Origin of the sequence: Parasedimentitalea marina (assembly GCF_004006175.1) — a bacterium.
Classification (GTDB): domain Bacteria; phylum Pseudomonadota; class Alphaproteobacteria; order Rhodobacterales; family Rhodobacteraceae; genus Parasedimentitalea; species Parasedimentitalea marina.
Window position 1 is genome coordinate 3499588 of sequence record NZ_CP033219.1, and the last position, 19736, is coordinate 3519323.

A 19736-nucleotide genomic window follows, 5' to 3' on the forward strand; every position below is an offset into this window, starting at 1 on the left:
GTTTGGCTCAATTTGCCGATGACATCCAGTCCAATCAAGCTCTTTTCGATGTGGATTGGCGATGTAGTTCAACAGCGACTTGTAGAAAACTCATCGCACGGCAGACACAGGTGTGATGCGGAAGGCAAACAGCCCCGCTGAAGCGGGGCAAAATATATTGATCTATAGTGCATTCCACCAAAACAAGGCCTCTGCATCGTCAGCGCCATGTTTGATCCCCCTTTTTGAAGTTGCGCTTCCTGATCTCTCTTGCTGACAACAAGACACAATGGACCTGTGGCGGTTTCGTGCCGCCCCAGATGCTCGTTCAGGAGCCGGTTCTCACGTCGAAGCCGGTCATTCTTTTGGACGAGGCCCAAACCCTCTTTCGACACCACATCGGTGTCTCGGTGCTGGGCAATCCATTTGTTCAGCGTCGAAATGCCAACGCCAAGATCATCAGCCACCTGCTTACGCGTAATCCCACTCGTTTACGCAGTCCGCACCGCAACCTTGCGAAATTAATCCGTCCGTTTCAGTCCCATAGTCCGTCTCCTTTGATGCAATAAATGCCATCAAAGGAGCGGCATCTAACCGCGACTGGTCCATCATGCAGCACTCTGCCACCAAAACATCGCGTCTCGTGAGCCATCTCGCCTGTCAGATAGGAAATGGCTAACAGATCGCACGCCAGCGAAACGCTACAGCGCGCTATCCATTACTGCACTAAGACGGCGGACGAATTCCGCTGGATCAGCGGGCGCCTCCCCATCGGAAATCCGTGCTTGATCCAGCAACAAGTGCGCCGCATCCTGAAGCAACGCATCTGATGATGCCTCATCGCCTTTGGCGCGTTCAGCCAGCTTTTTAACAACCTTGTGGTCTGGGTTTAATTCCAGAACCCTTGGCATGCCGTCCGTCAACTGGCCATGTTGTTTAAGCAGCCGTTCCAGGTTGACGTCCATGTCCCCATCGTCAGCGATCAGGCACACAGGGCTATCGGTTAGCCGCTTAGAAGGACGCACATCTTTGACCAAATCACCAAGTTCCAGCTTTACAGCTGCAATGAGATTATCGAGTTCGGGTGTCTCTGCATTATCTTTGTCGTCGGCGGCATCTGCATCATCACCGATTTTGTCCAGATCAGTTGCTCCGCGTGTTACAGATTTGAAGGTCTTGCCTTCAAATTCAGTAATATGTTGCAGCCAGAACTCATCGACATGGTCTGCTAGTAGCAACACTTCTACGCCCTTGGCCTTGAAACCTTCCAAATGCGGTGACTGCGATATCTTTTTCGCATTATCACCCGCCATATAATAGATCGCGTCTTGGCCATCTTTGCAGCGACCAACGTAATCCGCAAGGCTGGTCAGCTCACCATAGATGGTTGAAGAGAAACGACAAATCTCGAGCAGCCGGTCCCGTACGCCTGGATCTTCGATCAGGCCTTCCTTTACGACGGCACCAAAATTCTCCCAAAAGTTGGTATATTCATCTGGGGCTTTGTTAGCTTTCTTTTTAAGCGCCCCGATCACCTTCTTGCTCAGGGCTGTCTTGATCTTCGCAAGCGTCGGGTCCGATTGAAGCATCTCGCGGGATACATTCAGCGAGAGGTCTTGTGAATCAACAACTCCGCGAAGGAACCTCAGGTAGGCAGGCACAAGATCCTTGGTGTTTTCCGAGATAAACACCCGGTTCACATAGAGCTTCACATGGCTTTTGCGTTCAGCATCGTACAGATCCATTGGGGCCGTCGACGGCACGTATAAAAGGCTGGTGTGGCTCACCGCGCCTTCGACATGGCTATGCAGGGTTAGCCAAGGCTTATCAAAGGCATGCGAAGTGTGATGGTAGAACTCTGTGTGCTGCTCTTCGGTCACATCCTTCGGGGCACGGGTCCAAATGGCAGAGACCGAGTTTAGGGCCTCACCACCCAGCATCACCGGAAAACTAATGTGATCAGAATAGGTTTTGATAATATGGCGAACGCGGACCTCTTCCAGAAACTCTTTCGCGTCTTTCTTCAGGTGTAGCACCACAGTTGTGCCGCACACGCCCCTGTCACCTGGCTCAATGGTAAATTCACCTTTACCGTCCGATGACCACTGCCAGCTGGTGTCTTCGCCAGCTTTGCGCGTCAAAACATCGACCTTGTCGGCAACCATGAATGCGGAATAGAAGCCAACACCAAACTGGCCAATAAGACCCATTTCGCCCTTTTCGCCGTCCTTCAAGGCGTTGAGAAACGCCCCAGTCCCTGACTTTGCGATGGTTCCAAGCGTTTCAAGTAAGTCGTCGTAGTTCATCCCAATCCCATTGTCCGAAACGGACAGGGTTTTGGCTTTCGCGTCGATCTCAAGCAAAACTGAAAACTGATCGGAACCATCGGTCAAAGTGGGATCAGTGAGGGCCTGATAGCGCAGCTTATCGCAGGCATCAGACGCGTTTGACACCAGTTCTCTCAGGAAAATTTCGCGGTTCGAGTAGAGAGACCCGGCGACAATATCGAGTAATTGGCCGACCTCAGTTTGAAAGGAAAATGTCTCTTTAACGCCGGTATCAGTCACAGATAAAGCCCCTGGTTTTCTCGCGGAAAATGGTTGAATGCATGCGCCAATCTAGGGAAGAGAAACAGGTGTTTCAACCTCACGTTTCTGTCACGGAACAACGAGAGTTGGCGTCGACTGACTAGAGGTCATGAATGGCCAACATCAGTGCTCTGCTGGACATGTCTGTCGATTTTCGACTGTGCCCCCTTCCCTGATCATGTCGTCTTCAAAATCAATGGCCTGCCCATTTTTGGCATCAAGAAACAGAAGACTGTCAGAAAGAAGGTTATAAGAGAGCTTTCTTCAAAATCGCAACAGCCACCGTCGGACGACACGAAGTCCAAGTCGCAACGAACAAACGCTCCAATCGATGCACATGAGGCCGCCTTTGGCCTTGTCCCGCAACGACAAAACCGCCCCATGGGGCGGTTGGTGTAGGCGATTGTATTTGGTTGCGGGAGGGCGCAACCGACTTAGCCTACTAATCATTGCACCAGATTTCTCGGCATGGCGATACGCACCATAAATGGCTGTTTTAGTTGAACAATCAAGCATGGGAGTTGTTTTCGCCGCCATACCGGGTCCGAAGGAGGACCGATATGGCTCAACAAAATTACCCTTCACCTTTCTCTCTACGTCTCACTGTTGAAGAAAGGGCAAAGCTCGAACATGATGCTGCGGGAATATCTATGGGCGCTTATGTTCGCGAGCGATTGTTTGGGGATGAAGTTGCCCCCAGACATACGCGTGGCAAATTCCCTGTGAAAGACCATGAGGTATTAGGTCGTGTGCTCGCGGCGCTTGGTTCCTCAAGAATTTCTAGCAACCTAAATCAATTGGCTCGTGCAGTGAATACCGGCTCCCTACCTGTCACGCCTGAAACGGAAGCGGACCTCTCTGAGGCTTGTGCTGCAATTATTGTGCTCCGCGACGAGCTCATTCGCTCTCTTGGAGGACGAGTATGATCCTCAAGGCGTCACAACGGGGAAACCCCGGTCAGCTGTCCAAGCATTTGTTGAATAGTCACGACAATGAGCATGTTGAGCTATACGAAGTTCGTGGCTTCATGGCTGAAGATTTGGAGACTGCGCTGTCCGAAGCAGAAGCAATTTCCAAGGGTACTAGGTGCAAAAAATTCCTGTTTTCACTAAGTTTGAGCCCACCTGAGAAAGAGGTGGTTTCGATAGAGGCCTTTGAAGCTGCCATCGAAATGACGGAGCAAAATCTTGGACTGGATAATCAACCTCGGGCAATTGTCTTCCATGAGAAAGAAGGGCGACGGCATGCCCACGTTGTCTGGTCGCGGATAGATCCGGAATCCATGACTGCACGCACTCAACCTTTCTATAAAAACAGGCTTATGGATGTATCGAGAATTCTATATTTGGAAAATGAGTGGGACTTGCCTAAGGGCCTGATTGATCGATCCATGCGCAATCCTCTCAATATGAGCCGCGAAGAATGGCAACAGGCCAAACGCACGAAACAAGACCCTCGTTTGGTAAAGGCAATGTTCCGGGAATGCTGGCGCTCATCAGATTCTGAACAGGCGTTAGTATCAGCACTCAAGGAACGTGGATATACGTTGGCACGCGGCGATCGTCGCGGTGTCGTCGCGGTTGATTTTAGGGGCGAAGTTTTAGCCTTGGCACGCTACGCCGACGTCAAATCCAAGGATATCAAAGACCGCATTCCGGAGCCCGAGAAGCGACCGTCTGTTGATCAGGCAAAGGCCCAAATCGCGGTTCGTATGACTGAGCAACTTAATCGCTATATCAAAGAGGCAGAGTCGGGCCATCGTCGCATCTCTCCGTCACTTGAAATGCGGCGACAAAGGTTGGTTGAGAGGCAGAAGGCCGAACGAAAGCAGATTGCGGATCAGCATAAAGCCCGACAGGTTGAAGAAACATGCGAGCGCGCTGCGCGTCTTCCCAAGGGGCTTGGCGGCCTCTGGAACCGAAAAACTGGGAAGTACGGTAAGATACGGAGCCCAAATGAATATGAGGCGCAGAAAGCCGATTTTCGGGACCGCGCTGAAAAGGATGACTTGATCGCTGGACAGCTTGAGGAGCGGTAGAATTTGCAAAAATCAATTCTGCAGGCGCGTACCGAACGCAACACTGAGCTTAGTGAACTTAATGCAGAAATTTCCGCGTATTTAGAAATGGATGGGCTAAACCCATCTTCAGAAAAGTCGCAGGGGCAGAATTCCAGACAACAGACTGGCCGCAAGGAGGGACGATCAACAGTTGCTCGAAATGGTCCAAGCAACGACCTTCAACGGTAGTGCGTGTATAACAGACTTGCTTTAGTCACTAATTGTCAGGGCAGTTGTCTGTCTCACTCTTTTCGGCGTCTGTGCTTGGTGGTTCTATGAGCACTGAGAAATAGGACAGTGATTGAGCGACTAAATCTAGGATCACTCCATAAGCAGTAGGGAGATCAAAGTCAGCTGCCAACCCAAGACGGCTTGCAGAACTAGTAATCAACTGGCTCTTTCTACTGCCGGATGTAAGGTGAGAATAAGCGATACGCAGATCGTAAAGTACGTAGAACGGCATAAGCATATTGCTAACTTTTCCGGACCCGTCGAACGTCTCCAACAATGCTTGTAATCTCTTTAAGGAACCGGAACCGGCTGAAGTTGCTCCAAGACTTTTCACGACTTGATTTAGCACGCCGTTGTCTAATGTCTCAAGGAAGATGCGGTTAAGGCTGTCGAATACGTACCGCCGCTCTTTCTCGGTGTCGATCACGGGTGGCGTCAGAGCTGCAATCGTTTCGATTAGCTCTGTATCAAGATGCGCTAACTTGACGCCAAATTTCTTATCAAAGGCCCCTATAAATTTCGACCGAGCTTCAAGGACAATTTTCTCTTTGGTCAGTTCGGTGAATTTGCATTCGATTTGGCCGTCATAAAAGTCACTCCCCAGAGAGTGATCCGATTCTACATTTTCAGAGCGGAGATAAAACTGCTCAGCCTCGGGTAACTTGGCGACATCTCCTAGCCACATAACAATCCTCCCAAATCGGTTGATGCCGAACGGAATCGCGTAAGTGGCAGCCTCAATCTCTCCATATGCCGGAGACGCAAAAGTGACGCGATAATCAGGAGAATTATCGTACTTGATTAGAACAGCCTTGTTAAAAAACAAGGGAGAAAGAAAGCCTACATTTTGCTTCCTATAGAGGCCAGGGAGGTAAAAATAGTCATCGGCATCAATGAGAAATGGAACATTCGAAAACTTATAATCAACTTCCTTTTTGTTCCGGACGACAGTCACACGATCTGATCCTGCCTTGGTCGCCTGTTCATGCAAATAAATGATCGCGAACCGCGAGTCATCGGGTAAGTACTCTTTATCGCAGTCTTCGCAATGCAGAGTTGGTAACCCTTTTATGCTTATATTTATGCCACTGACACTTTCGGAAAAGTGGCTAAATCTCATATCCATGCTTGCTTCACAGTTTTCGCAATATAATGACTGAGGCCTTCCACCCGCTGGATAAATTTCAGACAAATCCATTAGCTATACCCACTTTCAATGACCTTCCTTTGCATTCACCAAAGGCAAAGTTGGCAGGAGAGCGTCAATCGCGGTCCTGACGTCTTCCAGCATTGGCAGTGCATCTTTTTCGCTCTTCCATAGAGCCAAGAAATCGCTGGTCATTTCGCGTGCGGTCTCAAGAACCAGTTTTTCTGGTAATGCAGCTTTGCCAGCTAGGTGTGAAATCTCATCTTCGTCAAAATCAGCGAACTCTCTATTACGGCTATAATTCAGAGCGAAGTTGTCCCCCTTGATGTACGGCACCGTTGAGACAAAATCGTAGGCCGGAGAAAGGGCTGCATTCCGTCTATCTGGATAGATCAATGACCAGTTTTTGAGATGCATGTCACCGTTACCAACCAACGTGCTAAACGTCAGGCGACGGATGAATTCTCGGATATCTTCATCAGAGCCTTCTGCACCTATAACAGAAGCGATGTTACGCATGCTGGCTTTCTTGTACTTATTTTCGCCATAGACGCCGAAGACTTGTGCGAAGTCTTCGATGTGTACCCGCTCGCCACTTGGAAGGCGGTCAAAGCGTTCGATAACGAATGCCTTGCTTCCGAAACGATCCGTTCCGTCTGGCAGGTTTGTAATACTATCGATATCAACGAGATCAATCCTCGGCACATCCATACCAAGCTTACTAGCAAGCTTCATCATTGAGAATTCATTCTCAGGAACACCGAGATATTCCCGCGAAGGAAGCTTGACGATCCAGTCGCCGCCAACACCGGAAGCCGGAATGGTTAAGCCGCCGCTGGCACTTTCGATAGCGGAGAATTTCAATTGAACACCTGCGAGCGAAAACCGAAGCATGTTTTCATGAGGTGCGCGCTTTTCGTCATCGCCTTCATCTGCAGCCTCAGGAGGCCAAATTTCTCCGTCGGCTGGTGTGATTGTAATTGCCCCAGGAAGGTCTCGGCCCAACGCCCAAAGCAAGAAAAATTCCCGCTCAGAATTCACCCCTGCGAGCTCAGCCAAGTATTTACGCAGATGCCCCTCTGGCAAGAGGTTAGAGAAGAACGGCATGATCTGCTTTTGGACAGGGCGAAAATCAGTGCGCAGTTCGCCAAATTGATCCATGAACGATAACCCCAGCGTTGGGCGTTCGGGGTCATTGATATACTCTTCATTGAAAGCAAACAGGGTTCGATCCCCTGCAACGCGTGTTAGGGTTCCAATTGGCTTGCCGTAGAGCTCGACATTTAGGACAGATACATCAGCCATCACTATCCTCCTCATCTAAGCTGTAGGCAGGCTTGCTGCGCGGTGGTTCAATCATGTGGGTTGGAACTTGATGCACCAGTGCATTGCGGATTTTCTGAGCTTGCTTTGCAGCTTTTTGAATTTCGTCAAGCCCTCCCGAGCTTTGGATGTTCTCTATAGTGGCTCTAAATTGCTTAAGAGCACCTGCTTCCTGTAGGGTACTGCGGAATTTGTTGATTTCCTCAAAGTTCTTTTTAAGCGCGTGTAGAGCAGAATGTTTCTGTAATGCCTCAGGAAGTGCGCCAAGTGCACGTTGCGCGCGTACCAGTTCACGAAGAGCATCGTTATTCGCTCCTGCGCTGTGCTGACTAGTGCTACGAGTGATTGATCTGACTGCCGGCGCAGCTTTTCGTGGGATCATGGCAAGCTCAAGATCAAGCGCGTGGGCAAGCGCTGCGAGGCTTGATAGTCGAAGATCAACAGCGTTACTTTCAATCTTGGAGATATGCGATTGAGGCACACCAGAACGAGCGCTAAGCTCTCTCTGGCTCAACCCTTTGTTTTCACGCGCTTCCTTGAGGGAAGCTGCAATGTGTTCACTCGCATAGCTCATCACTTGATCTACCTTAACATATCAGGATCATCCCTTGATATATAATAGCATATCATGCAAACAGCTCTCTTGGCAAATTCTGATCTGCTATTACATATCTTAAAGCACAACTGATCTATAAAATTAGATCGACGAATGCAAGCGCCGGGTCGCGCCGGCATGAAGCTTCGCGCCACTGAAAAATAGAATCCATTAAAAAAAGGAAGAAATCTAGGTCGCACTTGCTCTACGGGCCTCGTTCTCTCATGCGTAGACTAACCGAAAACTGTGCTTGTTAGCTCTACAAACTGAGGGTCTGCAAAGTTGGCTTGCTCGACATTTTCAAAATGAAAAACGAAGTGCTCAGCCTCAGTCGTTGTTGCGTGAATATGTGGCTTTAATTCGTTGATGAACTCTGACCCAGATCCGATAATAATTGGTATCATGTTGACGAAGATCCGATCATGTTCATAACCCTCACGTGCGGCAAAATTTTCAATGATTTCTGCGCTGATACGGTCTCGTATCAACTCCCTAGACCCCGTTCGCAACCTGCTGTCACGACTTGGCATATATTGAGCCGCAGAAACTGAAAAGATAGTAAGATATGTCTATTCGCCGCTCAAATAGCTGGCGGGATGTTCTGCGTAAAAACAGTACTATTTCGTCGGAGAACAAGCTTCGAGAGCTCGTAGGCTATCTCGCGCGACGCGCTGCCGAAGAAGATTTTGAAGACTTGCTTCAGCGTCAAGGACGCACGAAATTCAAAGGACAACACACAACAGACTAGAGAACTTCATGACCAAAGTCGCCATTTATGCTCGATACTCCAGTGACCTCCAGAGTCAGGCCTCGATTGAGGACCAGATCAGGTTGTGCGAAGAGCGTGCGCAGGCAAATGGTCATACCGTCGTGCAGTGCTATACGGATCACGCGACTTCTGGCGCTTCCTTGATGCGTCCGGGAATTCAAATGCTTATGCAAGATGCCGCCGCGGGGGATTTTTCGATTGTAATGTCGGAGGCTCTTGATCGCATCTCACGGGACCAAGAAGACATAGCAGCGGTGCTCAAACGTCTTAGCTTTGCGGGTATACAGATTTGCACTTTATCAGAAGGTGAAATCTCGCAGCTGCACATTGGGCTTAAGGGCACGATGAATGCCCTGTTCCTAAAAGATCTCGCCAACAAAACCCGGCGAGGGCTACGTGGACGCGTGGAGAAAGGTCGATCTGGTGGTAGGAAATGCTATGGCTACGACTCCGTTCAAGGTGAAGAGCGGGGTAAACGCATCATCAATATCCCTGATGCAGCTGTTGTGAAACGCATCTTTGAAGAATACGCAGCTGGTAAATCACCTAAGGCAATAGCCTTCCAACTCAACAAAGAAGGCGTATCAGGTCCGACAGGTAAAGGCTGGGGGCAAAGCACCATTAACGGTAGCAGGCAGCGCGGTACAGGCTTTCTTAACAACGAGCTATATGTTGGACGGCTTGTCTGGAACCGGCTTCGCTACGTCAAAGATCCTGAGACAGGAAAACGTGTTTCTAGACTGAACCCAGAGGATCAATGGATCATAAAAGATGTTCCCGAATTACGGATCATCGAGGAGCAACTCTGGGAAAAAGTCAAAGAACGTCAATCATCTCTTAATAAACCAGGCAAACCCTTTTGGGCAAAGCAGCGGCCCAAAAACCTATTCTCGGGCCTTGTGAAGTGTGGGGCTTGTGGCGGTGGTTACTCAATGATCTCTCAGACGCATATGGGTTGTTCAAGTGCCCGCAACAAAGGAACATGTTCCAACCGTCTAGGAATCCAACGAGAGAAGCTTGAGGTCGATATCCTGACAGCTCTCGAAGACCATCTTATGGACCCTGAACTTTGTGCGCTGTTTTGTGATGAGTACACAAAAAGCTGCCCGTCATCCATGACAAGCACTTTCAAGGCGGTGTCGACAAATATATGCGGATGCGCCTTCGCAGCACAGGGAGCCATTGTGATGGCAGCAAGGGCAAGACTGTTCAGTTTCATGCTGTGATCTGTAGGGTGCAGATCGTTTCTGGGCAAGCAATGACCACAATGGCCTGGAGCTTGCATGCATTGCACGCGGATCGATTTCTGGATTTGGTTCACCTTGGTGGTCTTGATCATGCCGCGTCGGGGGAGTGGCTGTGGGTTTGTTCTAAGCCACCACCGCGGGTCCCCTGACGGCATCCGCGCGGTGTTTTGTTGTTGGAGCCGACTGCCGTTGTTTTGTTGTCTGAGCTTTCAGTGGTTGGGTCCAAATGCAAACAGCCCCGCTGGAGCGGGGCGTAAGATGTGGTATCGTTGTTTTAAGTTGGTTGCGGGAGTAGGATTTGAACCTACGACCTTCAGGTTATGAGCCTGATGAGGTGAGACCGTTAATCAAACAGTCCGGGGGACTGTTTGTAGGTCGAACGGGCTGTTGCGATCTTGAATTTGGTTGCGGGAGCAGGATTTGAACCTGCGACCTTCAGGTTATGAGCCTGATGAGGTGAGACCGTTAATCAAACAGTCCGGGGGACTGTTTGTAGGTCGAACGGGCTGTTGCGATCTTGAATTTGGTTGCGGGAGCAGGATTTGAACCTGCGACCTTCAGGTTATGAGCCTGACGAGCTACCGGGCTGCTCCATCCCGCGACAGGGTTTGTAACCGGTTATATTTAATATTTATCGTTGTTTGAGGATTTTTCTAGGTTTGGCGGTGCCCTACTCTCCCACACCTTAAGATGCAGTACCATCGGCGCAACAGTGCTTAACTTCCGGGTTCGGGATGGGACCGGGTGTTTCACTTGCGCTATGACCACCAAACCGAGGAAAATCCTCGATTTGAGATACACGCCGTGTTTGCATGGCAAATCACGGCGAGTGGAGACAGTGTCTTTGCGAAGCAAAGGCGCGTTCCCACATCAACATGTTATTCAAGTCAGTTCGTCTGATACGTATTCGATTTCGTTTCGAATACGGTTGGAATGTATGCTTTGATTGTCGTTCACTTAAGTCTGACATAGTCAGTCTGTCTATTACTGGATCAAATCAAGCCTATCGGGCAATTAGTACCAGTCAACTGAACGTGTTACCACGCTTACATCTCTGGCCTATCGACGAGGTGGTCTACCTCGGCCCTCAGGGATACCTTGTTTTGAGGGGGCTTCCCGCTTAGATGCCTTCAGCGGTTATCCTGTCCGAACATAGCTACCCAGCACTGCCGTTGGCACGACAACTGGTCCACCAGTGGTTCGTTCACCCCGGTCCTCTCGTACTAGGGGCAACTCCTCTCAAGTATCCTACACCCACGGCAGATAGGGACCGAACTGTCTCACGACGTTCTAAACCCAGCTCACGTACCTCTTTAAACGGCGAACAGCCGTACCCTTGGGACCTGCTCCAGCCCCAGGATGAGATGAGCCGACATCGAGGTGCCAAACACTGCCGTCGATATGGACTCTTGGGCAGTATCAGCCTGTTATCCCCGGCGTACCTTTTATCCGTTGAGCGATGGCCCTTCCACTCGGGACCACCGGATCACTATGACCGACTTTCGTCTCTGCTCGACTTGTCAGTCTCGCAGTCAGGCTGGCTTCTGCCATTGCACTCAACGACCGATTTCCGACCGGTCTGAGCCAACCTTCGCGCGCCTCCGTTACGCTTTAGGAGGCGACCGCCCCAGTCAAACTACCCGCCACACAGGGTCCCGGATCCAGATAATGGACCGCGGTTAGACATCAAGCAGAGCAAGGGTGGTATCTCAAGGAGGCTCCACCAAAACTAGCGTTTTGGTTTCGAAGCCCACCACCTATCCTGCACATGCTCGGCCTAATGCCAATGTGAAGCTGTAGTAAAGGTGCACGGGGTCTTTCCGTCTAACCGCGGGAAGCCTGCATCTTGACAGGCAATTCAATTTCGCTGAGTCTATGTTGGAGACAGCGGGGAAGTCGTTACGCCATTCGTGCAGGTCGGAACTTACCCGACAAGGAATTTCGCTACCTTAGGACCGTTATAGTTACGGCCGCCGTTTACCTGGGCTTCAATTCAGAGCTCTCACCCCTCCTTTTAACCTTCAGGCACCGGGCAGGCGTCAGACCCTATACGTCGTCTTACGACTTCGCAGAGCCCTGTGTTTTTAATAAACAGTCGCCACCCCCTGGTTTGTGCCCCAGCTCCCACTTGCGTAGAAACCGGGCCTCCTTCTCGCGAACTTACGGAGGTATTTTGCCGAGTTCCTTCAACATAGTTCTCTCAAGCGCCTTGGTATTCTCTACCTATCCACCTGTGTCGGTTTAGGGTACGATCTCATGGAAGGGCTATTTCCAGGGACCTCTCAGCAGCCCATTCAATCCAATAAGGATGAACTACCTTCGAGATCCGTCACCACTTCCTGGCCCAGGAATATTAACCTGGTTCCCATCGACTACGCCTTTCGGCCTCGCCTTAGGGGTCGGCTTACCCTGCTCAGATTAGCTTTAAGCAGGAACCCTTGGATTTTCGGCGAGAGTGTCTCTCACACTCTTTGTCGCTACTCATGTCATCATTCTCACTAGTGATCTCTCCACCAGATGGCTCACGCCCCGGCTTCATCGAAAGATCCGGTCCTCCAAGGTGCCACACGGAACTGGTCCGGGGACACTAAAGAGGATAGGATCTATGTCACACTACGCTCTGCTACCATGCACTATGTGCATCCTCGGCTTCGGCTCATGGCTTGAGCCCCGTTACATCTTCGCCGCAGGACAACTTAATTAGACCAGTGAGCTGTTACGCTATCTTTAAAGGATGGCTGCTTCTAAGCCAACCTCCTGGTTGTTTTGGTCGTCCCACCTGCTTTCCCACTTAGCCATGAATTAGGGGCCTTAGCCGGAGGTCAGGGTTGTTTCCCTCTTCACTACGGACGTTAGCATCCGCAGTGTGTCTGCCGTCTAGTACTCCCGGGTATTCGGAGTTTGGTTAGGGTCAGTAAGGCTGTATGCCCCCATTGCCCATCCAGTGCTCTACCCCCGGGGTATTCGGACGACGCTCTACCTAAATAGATTTCGCAGAGAACCAGCTATCTCCGAGTTTGATTGGCCTTTCACCCCTAGGCACAGCTCATCCCGATCTTTTTCAACAGATGTGGGTTCGGTCCTCCAGTGCATGTTACTGCACCTTCAACCTGGCCATGCCTAGATCACTCGGTTTCGGGTCTGATCCCACAAACTCATTCGCCCTATTAAGACTCGCTTTCGCTGCGCCTACACCTAACGGCTTAAGCTTGCTTGTGAGACCAAGTCGATGACCCATTATACAAAGGTACGCTGTCAGGCCGCAAGGACCCTCCAACTGATTGTAGGCGTTCGGTTTCAGGTACTGTTTCACTCCCCTCGTCGGGGTGCTTTTCACCTTTCCCTCACGGTACTGGTTCACTATCGGTCAGTAAGGAGTACTTAGCCTTCGAAGGTGGTCCTCCGATCTTCAGACAGAATTTCACGTGTTCCGCCCTACTTAATACGTCCATCAAAGCTTAGAATACGGGACTATCACCCGCTATGGTCATGCTTCCCAACATGTTCTTCTCACTCATCTGGCTCGGCTGGTCCCCGTTCGCTCGCCGCTACTAGGGAGTATCATATTGATTTCCTTTCCTCCGGGTACTTAGATGTTTCAGTTCCCCGGGTTTGCCTTTTAACCCTATGTATTCAGGTTAAAAATACCTGGTTTACCTTATTATTAAGAACACTCCGTGCTCGCCCTTGGCGAGTCTCACCAGCAAGCTGGTTCGTCCCACCGCAGAACGGTCAGAAGAGTATAATAATAACAAAGTATCAGGTGGGTTGCCCCATTCAGAAATTCATGGATCAAAGCTTATTCTCAGCTCCCCATGACTTATCGCAGAGTATCACGTCTTTCATCGCCTCTTACTGCCAAGGCATTCACCAAACGCCCTTTTCGCGCTTGATTTGATCCAGAAATAGAAAGACTGGTTATTTGTCCTACCGCCTTGCGACCGCAGAACCAACCAATCGATCGAAGAACAGAAGCTGGTAAGAAACTGTTCCCACATATCCCTGGGATCAAAAGCATACTTTCCCGCTCGCACCACGTATGATGCGAACAATTTGAACACGTCCCGTATGCAACCACTATCCGTGCGGGAAGCGGCTGAAGACGTGTTCGGGTTAGTTTACTTGACTTGGACAACACCGTCGTTTCAGGCTGGCATACTCATGGACGTCCGAGGAAACAGACGTATTCACAAGCTCGCTTCACTTCCGAAGAAGATCAGCACCAATCTGAGGTCAATCCCTTACTCGGGCGACCAACAGTATTGTTGATTGTATCTCTCTAAACGATGTCAATTCCCGGTACTTCCGAAGGAAGTGTCCGAATGCGATGTAGCGTATTCTCGAAGAGAATGCGCGTTCGCACCGTCCGATTGGACGGAACAGAAGTTCTAAAACTGCTGTTCGATCTAATCGATACCTAATCCTGTGAGCCGCTCTCGGGACATCTTACTGCGTAAGATACCCTGCCGCTTGCCGCCAAGAGGAGGTGTTGTTCTTCTTCGTTTTGCCGAAGGCAAAGAAGAAGTGGTGGGTCGAGGAGGACTTGAACCTCCGACCTCACGCTTATCAGGCGTGCGCTCTAACCACCTGAGCTACCGACCCAGCGGGTTTTGCATCGCAAAACCGCGTTGCCGACAGGCGATTTGCAAAGCAAATCTGCCGACAGGGCCGACCCCGTGGTGGTTATCACAAGGGCCAATGCTTGGTGGAGCCTAGGAGGATCGAACTCCTGACCTCCTGAATGCAAATCAGGCGCTCTCCCAGCTGAGCTAAGGCCCTTGCTGAACCCTGAGATCAGGGCTCGGTTGTCTGAAGAGATATGAGGACGGCCTGGCTCTGCCTAAGATCTTGCGATCCCAGACTGAGACTTGCGTCTCTATGATCATTCACCCATTTCGGGCGCCCCTTCGTGAGAAGAGGAGATCTGCTAAGTGTTTCATGAGATCAGCAAGCTGATCTGGCTAGAAACATCCTTAGAAAGGAGGTGATCCAGCCGCAGGTTCCCCTACGGCTACCTTGTTACGACTTCACCCCAGTCGCTGAACCCACCGTGGTCCGCTGCCTCCTATTGCTAGGTTGGCGCACGGCCTTCGGGTAGACCCAACTCCCATGGTGTGACGGGCGGTGTGTACAAGGCCCGGGAACGTATTCACCGCGTCATGCTGTTACGCGATTACTAGCGATTCCGACTTCATGGGGTCGAGTTGCAGACCCCAATCCGAACTGAGACAGTTTTTGGGATTAACCCATTGTCACTGCCATTGTAGCACGTGTGTAGCCCAACCCGTAAGGGCCATGAGGACTTGACGTCATCCACACCTTCCTCCCGCTTATCACGGGCAGTTTCCTTAGAGTGCCCAGCCGAACTGCTGGCAACTAAGGATGTGGGTTGCGCTCGTTGCCGGACTTAACCGAACATCTCACGACACGAGCTGACGACAGCCATGCAGCACCTGTCACTAGGTCCCGAAGGAAGGCCTGATCTCTCAGGTTGTCCTAGGATGTCAAGGGTTGGTAAGGTTCTGCGCGTTGCTTCGAATTAAACCACATGCTCCACCGCTTGTGCGGGCCCCGTCAATTCCTTTGAGTTTTAATCTTGCGACCGTACTCCCCAGGCGGAATGCTTAATCCGTTAGGTGTGTCACCGAATAGCATGCTACCCGACGACTGGCATTCATCGTTTACGGTGTGGACTACCAGGGTATCTAATCCTGTTTGCTCCCCACACTTTCGTACCTCAGCGTCAGTATCGAGCCAGTGAGCCGCCTTCGCCACTGGTGTTCCTCCGAATATCTACGAATTTCACCTCTACACTCGGAATTCCACTCACCTCTCTCGAACTCTAGACCAGGAGTTTATGAGGCAGTTCCAGGGTTGAGCCCTGGGATTTCACCCCATACTTTCTGATCCGCCTACGTACGCTTTACGCCCAGTAATTCCGAACAACGCTAGTCCCTCCGTATTACCGCGGCTGCTGGCACGGAGTTAGCCGGGACTTCTTTACTAGATACTGTCATTATCATCTCTAGCGAAAGTGCTTTACGACCCTAAGGCCTTCATCACACACGCGGCATGGCTGGATCAGGCTTGCGCCCATTGTCCAAGATTCCCCACTGCTGCCTCCCGTAGGAGTCTGGGCCGTGTCTCAGTCCCAGTGTTGCTGATCATCCTCTAAAACCAGCTAAAGATCGTAGACTTGGTAGGCCATTACCCCACCAACTATCTAATCTTACGCGGGCTGATCCTTCACCGATAAATCTTTCCCCGAAGGGCGTATAAGGTATTACTCTCCGTTTCCAGAGGCTATTCCTTAGTGAAGGGTACATTCCCACGCGTTACTAACCCGTCCGCCGCTCGCTCCCCGCCCGAAGGTTGAGAGTGCGCTCGACTTGCATGTGTTAGGCCTGCCGCCAGCGTTCGTTCTGAGCCAGGATCAAACTCTCAAGTTGAAAGCATCTTGCAATGCTATCCTTGACGTCGAACCTCTGCACATATCGTCCCATTGTTCAAATGGGACAGTTTAACCGTTTGGTTGTGCTCAAGTTTCCAAAGAAACAAAAGCCGTCCAAACAGTGAAGCTGACACTGGTCATCGGTACCGCATTTACATACAATCCCTACCAGCGTTGATATATGCACAGGTTGATCCATCGAATGAACCAAACCGCCCACATATCTCTTCAGATATATAAATTTTCAAAGAGCAAACAGACCAAAGGTCCTAGATCATTAGATCCCAGAGACAAAAATCAAACAGATGCGCCAATCTCTCAGCGCGCCCGCTTTAACCCTCTCCTCCATTCCCCGTCTCTCCGAAGCGTCCCAGTGTCTCTCCACCGCGTCCCCAACAACACCTCAGCGCCGCCGGTAAGGGGGGTTCTAGGGATATCACAACAAACCCGCAACCCATAAATCAACGAAATGCTAAGTTTCTTAATGCCAGCCACATAAATTAAACAAAAACATGCGCTTAAGCCATAATAAAGTCAGAAGCCTTGACGCAATTTTCAACGCCAAAACCGCCAATCAACACAAATCCAACCCCACAATCCAATCGTCTAGCCCTATCCACAGATCTATCCACAGACTCACACCAAGAAAGAAACAGAATCGGACAGAAAACAGGTCAATCAGTGTCGGATTGGACGATGTAGGTGCTAAATTCCTTCAGGAAGGCCACGATCATCGACGTGTTCCCTTTGGTCTCCAATGTGCGTCGCACATCCTGTGGGGTTTGCGACATCAAAGGAAACTGCACAAACAGCTCCGCATTGAACCGGTGTGATACAGTCCCCAGCACCAATCGCAGCGAAGCCAGCATATCCGAGCCGCGATGAGAGGCATGGGCCAGAACAATCGGCTTGGCGATGATCTCGTCGCCGGACACCAGCCAATCTATCGCATTCTTCAATCCACCGGGGATGCCCCGGACATACTCAGGACTGGCGACAATGATTCCATCGGCTTGATGAACAGCACAAATGAACTCATTCACCATTGCCGGAGCATTCTCACCTTCACGGTCAGGAGAGAATATCGGCAAGTCGGCCAGCCCATGATAGAGTACAAGATCAATGTCAGGTGGGGCCAGTCGGCAGAAACTGTCCAGCATGGCTGTATTGGTTGAAGCTGTACGGGCACTCCCAGAGAGAGCAAGAAGCTTCATCGCCATTGCCTAACAGTGCTGTTCATGGGCGGCGTGTCTTTCATTTGGCTTTGCATTGATACTCCTTTGGCCAGAGCTAAAACAAAGCGAGGAAATAGGGTCAATGGTGGGTAAACAGATCCGCATGCTTTTTGAACCAGGGTAATAACATCCCTTTGAAGGCAGCCAGTTTGCCCGCATGTTGTAGATCTCGGTGACTGAGCATCCAAATCGGCGCATATGGAGTTGTGGGCACCTGCGGAAGGGGCACCAGCCCAGGGGTCGCGCGCGCCAGGAATAGGGGTAGACGCAAGGCACCCATTCCGGCCTGTGCCGCCGCGATCAGTGCGACCATGTCATCAAACCGCCCTCGGATGCGCGCATTTGGGTAGCAGGCCAGTGCTGCTTTGGGGGCGGTGGCATGTTCTGAGAACAAAACCCAGTCTAATGGTGCACTTGGATCCTCAGCAGCGCGTTGCGCCAGCTCGGGCGAAGCGTAACAGGCACTGCGCTGTTCACAAAGCCGCCGCCCCACCAGAGTATCACCGGGATCGGCGCTGATCCGAATGGCCAAATCTGCCTCACGCCGGGTTAGGTCAAGCAGGTCGTTGCTTGCTTTCACCCTTAGCTCTATTTCGGGAAAGCGCGACGTAAACTCAGCCAGCACCGGGGCCAGTTGCGCCTGTATCAACAATTGTGGTGCGGTTAGGGTAAAGGGGCCTGACAAGGATCGATCCTGCCCCGCCAGCTGGCGCAACAGTTGATGCTCTTGTTGTTCCATCTGCTCAGCTGCGTCCGCCATGCTGTGGGCCTGTGCTGTGGGCAGGTACCCGTCGGGGTGGCGCTCAAACAGCGATTGGCCCAACATCTCTTCTGCCCGCTGCACCCGACGGGCGACTGTGGTGTAGGTCACCCCCAACGCCTCACCCGCGCCAGCCAGCGTCTCTGCCCGCACCAGCGCAAGAACCGTTCGCATATCATCCCAGTTCACCTGCATCCAAGCATTTACGCATGCCATGTGTGCAAATGCACGTGTTTTCGTTTGCCTCTCTTCCTTCCATGTATGCCGTGTCATTCAAACACGGAGCTTCAAAATGGTTTATGCCTACGCAAACATTATCGTAACTGCGCCAGAGTCACTGGCCGCTTACAAAGAAAAGGCAGGCGATGCGCTTTCCAAACATGGTGGCCGCGTTGTACAGGCCACCCCTCAGCAAACTGTGCTTGAAGGTACACGCAGCGAAACGGGTCTCGGTGCCATTCTGGAATTTGAAACTGCCGACGCCGCTAAAGCCTGGATCAATGACCCAGAATTGGCCGAGGTTCACGCCCTGCGCCGAGGCGCTGGCAAAAGCACCGTAACTCTGATGGCTTAACTTAACGAACCCATCGCCGGACACCCGCCCGGCGATGGAAACATTACTTATTCACAAGTTTTGCTCGGGAGCATTGTCACCCTGGCTTGCAGCTTTTCGCTGAACAAACGAGCCGATGAAGGCACCAACTACTAATTTTGCTAGGTCCATCAGTTGTGCAGCAGTACCAGCATCTTTTTCAAAAACTGCGAGAAGAATCAAGAAAACGCCCAATCCAGCGGTAGCAAGCGGCAACCCAGTAAAACCTAACTTGGTGAATACGCCAGTCATTCCTGATAAACTTGCCAGCCGTACATACTGCCCGATAGCATCACCACTATGATCTCTAATCAGAGGCTCAAGAAGCGAACGGTCTTTATCGGCTATAGTCTGCGCCGTGGCGGCCACGGCTTTGCGCATCAGGCCTGTCCCCAAGAGTATCGACGAAATACCTGAGACTAAAAACAACACGACTTCATTATTTGCAATAATAAACGCCCATAAAGCCGAGTCCGTCTGGGCAGCTATTTCAACTGCCAGTTTTGCCCTGTCGGAAGGGCCGGTGATTTGCCAAAGCCCGTACAAAATAGCACCGGCACCGGTAATTATCAAAACCGCACCACAGACCAACATCACCCGTTGCGCCAAAGATACGCCCGGTGGCACGCTTTGCTTTTGTTCGACCTGAGGGGCTCTTGGGGTATCTGACACTACTTCATCATCCATCACGCGCTCCAAATACAATCAGGCGGCACAACCACCGCCTGATTTTAAGCACGCAATTCACAACCTTAAAAGG

The 19736-nt window shown here is 51.0% G+C and carries 11 protein-coding genes, 2 tRNA genes, 3 rRNA genes and 1 pseudogene; 4 read left to right on the top strand and 13 right to left on the bottom strand.

Annotated features, from left to right (window positions below; all coding sequences use genetic code 11):
- Nucleotides 1-302: 302 nt before the first annotated feature.
- Nucleotides 303-485: pseudogene (locus EBB79_RS16865) on the bottom strand (transposase); the annotation flags it as partial.
- Between the two features lie 195 nt (nucleotides 486-680).
- Complete coding sequence (gene htpG / locus EBB79_RS16870) at nucleotides 681-2546, bottom strand: molecular chaperone HtpG (protein WP_127749979.1); 1866 nt, start codon at nucleotides 2544-2546, stop codon at nucleotides 681-683.
- Between the two features lie 581 nt (nucleotides 2547-3127).
- On the opposite strand from htpG, the gene EBB79_RS16875 reads away from it, so the two are divergent.
- Entirely contained in the window at nucleotides 3128-3493 is a 366-nt protein-coding gene (locus EBB79_RS16875; protein WP_127749980.1) for a plasmid mobilization protein, read from the top strand.
- Entirely contained in the window at nucleotides 3490-4605 is a 1116-nt protein-coding gene (locus EBB79_RS16880) for a relaxase/mobilization nuclease domain-containing protein (protein WP_127749981.1), read from the top strand. The genes EBB79_RS16875 and EBB79_RS16880 overlap by 4 nt, the downstream gene beginning before the upstream one ends.
- 238 nt (nucleotides 4606-4843) lie before the next feature.
- Here EBB79_RS16880 and EBB79_RS16885 read toward each other — a convergent pair whose 3' ends face one another.
- From EBB79_RS16885 to EBB79_RS16895, 3 genes are read right to left on the bottom strand one after another with little or no spacing between them, the layout of a single operon-like run.
- On the bottom strand, nucleotides 4844-6055 hold the full coding sequence (locus EBB79_RS16885; RefSeq protein ID WP_127749982.1) for a hypothetical protein: 1212 nt from the start codon (nucleotides 6053-6055) through the stop codon (nucleotides 4844-4846).
- A 15-nt stretch (nucleotides 6056-6070) separates the two neighbouring features.
- The gene (locus EBB79_RS16890) at nucleotides 6071-7309 is read right to left on the bottom strand and encodes a type II toxin-antitoxin system HipA family toxin (protein ID WP_177627827.1); all 1239 of its coding nucleotides are present in this window, start codon (nucleotides 7307-7309) and stop codon (nucleotides 6071-6073) included.
- On the bottom strand, nucleotides 7302-7901 hold the full coding sequence (locus EBB79_RS16895; protein WP_127749984.1) for a helix-turn-helix domain-containing protein: 600 nt from the start codon (nucleotides 7899-7901) through the stop codon (nucleotides 7302-7304). Before EBB79_RS16895 ends, EBB79_RS16890 begins: the two co-directional genes overlap by 8 nt.
- A 777-nt stretch (nucleotides 7902-8678) precedes the next feature.
- Here EBB79_RS16895 and EBB79_RS16900 point away from each other — a divergent pair.
- Nucleotides 8679-9917 (top strand): recombinase family protein, encoded by a 1239-nt coding sequence (locus tag EBB79_RS16900; RefSeq protein WP_338045769.1) that lies wholly within the window; start codon nucleotides 8679-8681, stop codon nucleotides 9915-9917.
- 545 nt (nucleotides 9918-10462) lie between these two features.
- Here the strand turns inward: EBB79_RS16900 and EBB79_RS16920 are convergent.
- The 7 genes from EBB79_RS16920 to EBB79_RS16955 all read right to left on the bottom strand — a co-directional run bounded on the left by EBB79_RS16920 (nucleotide 10463) and on the right by EBB79_RS16955 (nucleotide 18558).
- A tRNA-Met gene (locus tag EBB79_RS16920) sits at nucleotides 10463-10539 on the bottom strand.
- A 56-nt stretch (nucleotides 10540-10595) separates the two neighbouring features.
- Nucleotides 10596-10710 (bottom strand): 5S ribosomal RNA (gene rrf / locus EBB79_RS16925).
- A 221-nt stretch (nucleotides 10711-10931) separates the two neighbouring features.
- A 23S ribosomal RNA gene (locus EBB79_RS16930) occupies nucleotides 10932-13833 on the bottom strand.
- Between the two features lie 630 nt (nucleotides 13834-14463).
- Nucleotides 14464-14540: transfer RNA gene (locus tag EBB79_RS16935), tRNA-Ile, on the bottom strand.
- A gap of 375 nt (nucleotides 14541-14915) precedes the next feature.
- Nucleotides 14916-16387 (bottom strand): 16S ribosomal RNA (locus tag EBB79_RS16945).
- The 16S, 23S and 5S rRNA genes sit together here with 2 tRNA genes alongside, the layout of an rRNA operon.
- Nucleotides 16388-17063: 676 nt before the next feature.
- A complete protein-coding gene (locus EBB79_RS16950; protein ID WP_127749985.1) occupies nucleotides 17064-17603 on the bottom strand; it encodes an NADPH-dependent FMN reductase in 540 nt (179 codons plus the stop codon).
- 100 nt (nucleotides 17604-17703) lie between these two features.
- Nucleotides 17704-18558, bottom strand: coding sequence for a LysR family transcriptional regulator (locus EBB79_RS16955; protein ID WP_238704939.1), 855 nt, complete (start codon nucleotides 18556-18558; stop codon nucleotides 17704-17706).
- A gap of 118 nt (nucleotides 18559-18676) precedes the next feature.
- Between EBB79_RS16955 and EBB79_RS16960 the strand changes: the two genes are divergently transcribed.
- Nucleotides 18677-18958, top strand: coding sequence for a DUF1330 domain-containing protein (locus EBB79_RS16960; protein ID WP_127749986.1), 282 nt, complete (start codon nucleotides 18677-18679; stop codon nucleotides 18956-18958).
- A 51-nt stretch (nucleotides 18959-19009) separates the two neighbouring features.
- Here EBB79_RS16960 and EBB79_RS16965 read toward each other — a convergent pair whose 3' ends face one another.
- Complete coding sequence (locus tag EBB79_RS16965; RefSeq protein WP_127749987.1) at nucleotides 19010-19663, bottom strand: hypothetical protein; 654 nt, start codon at nucleotides 19661-19663, stop codon at nucleotides 19010-19012.
- Between the last annotated feature and the right edge of the window lie 73 nt (nucleotides 19664-19736).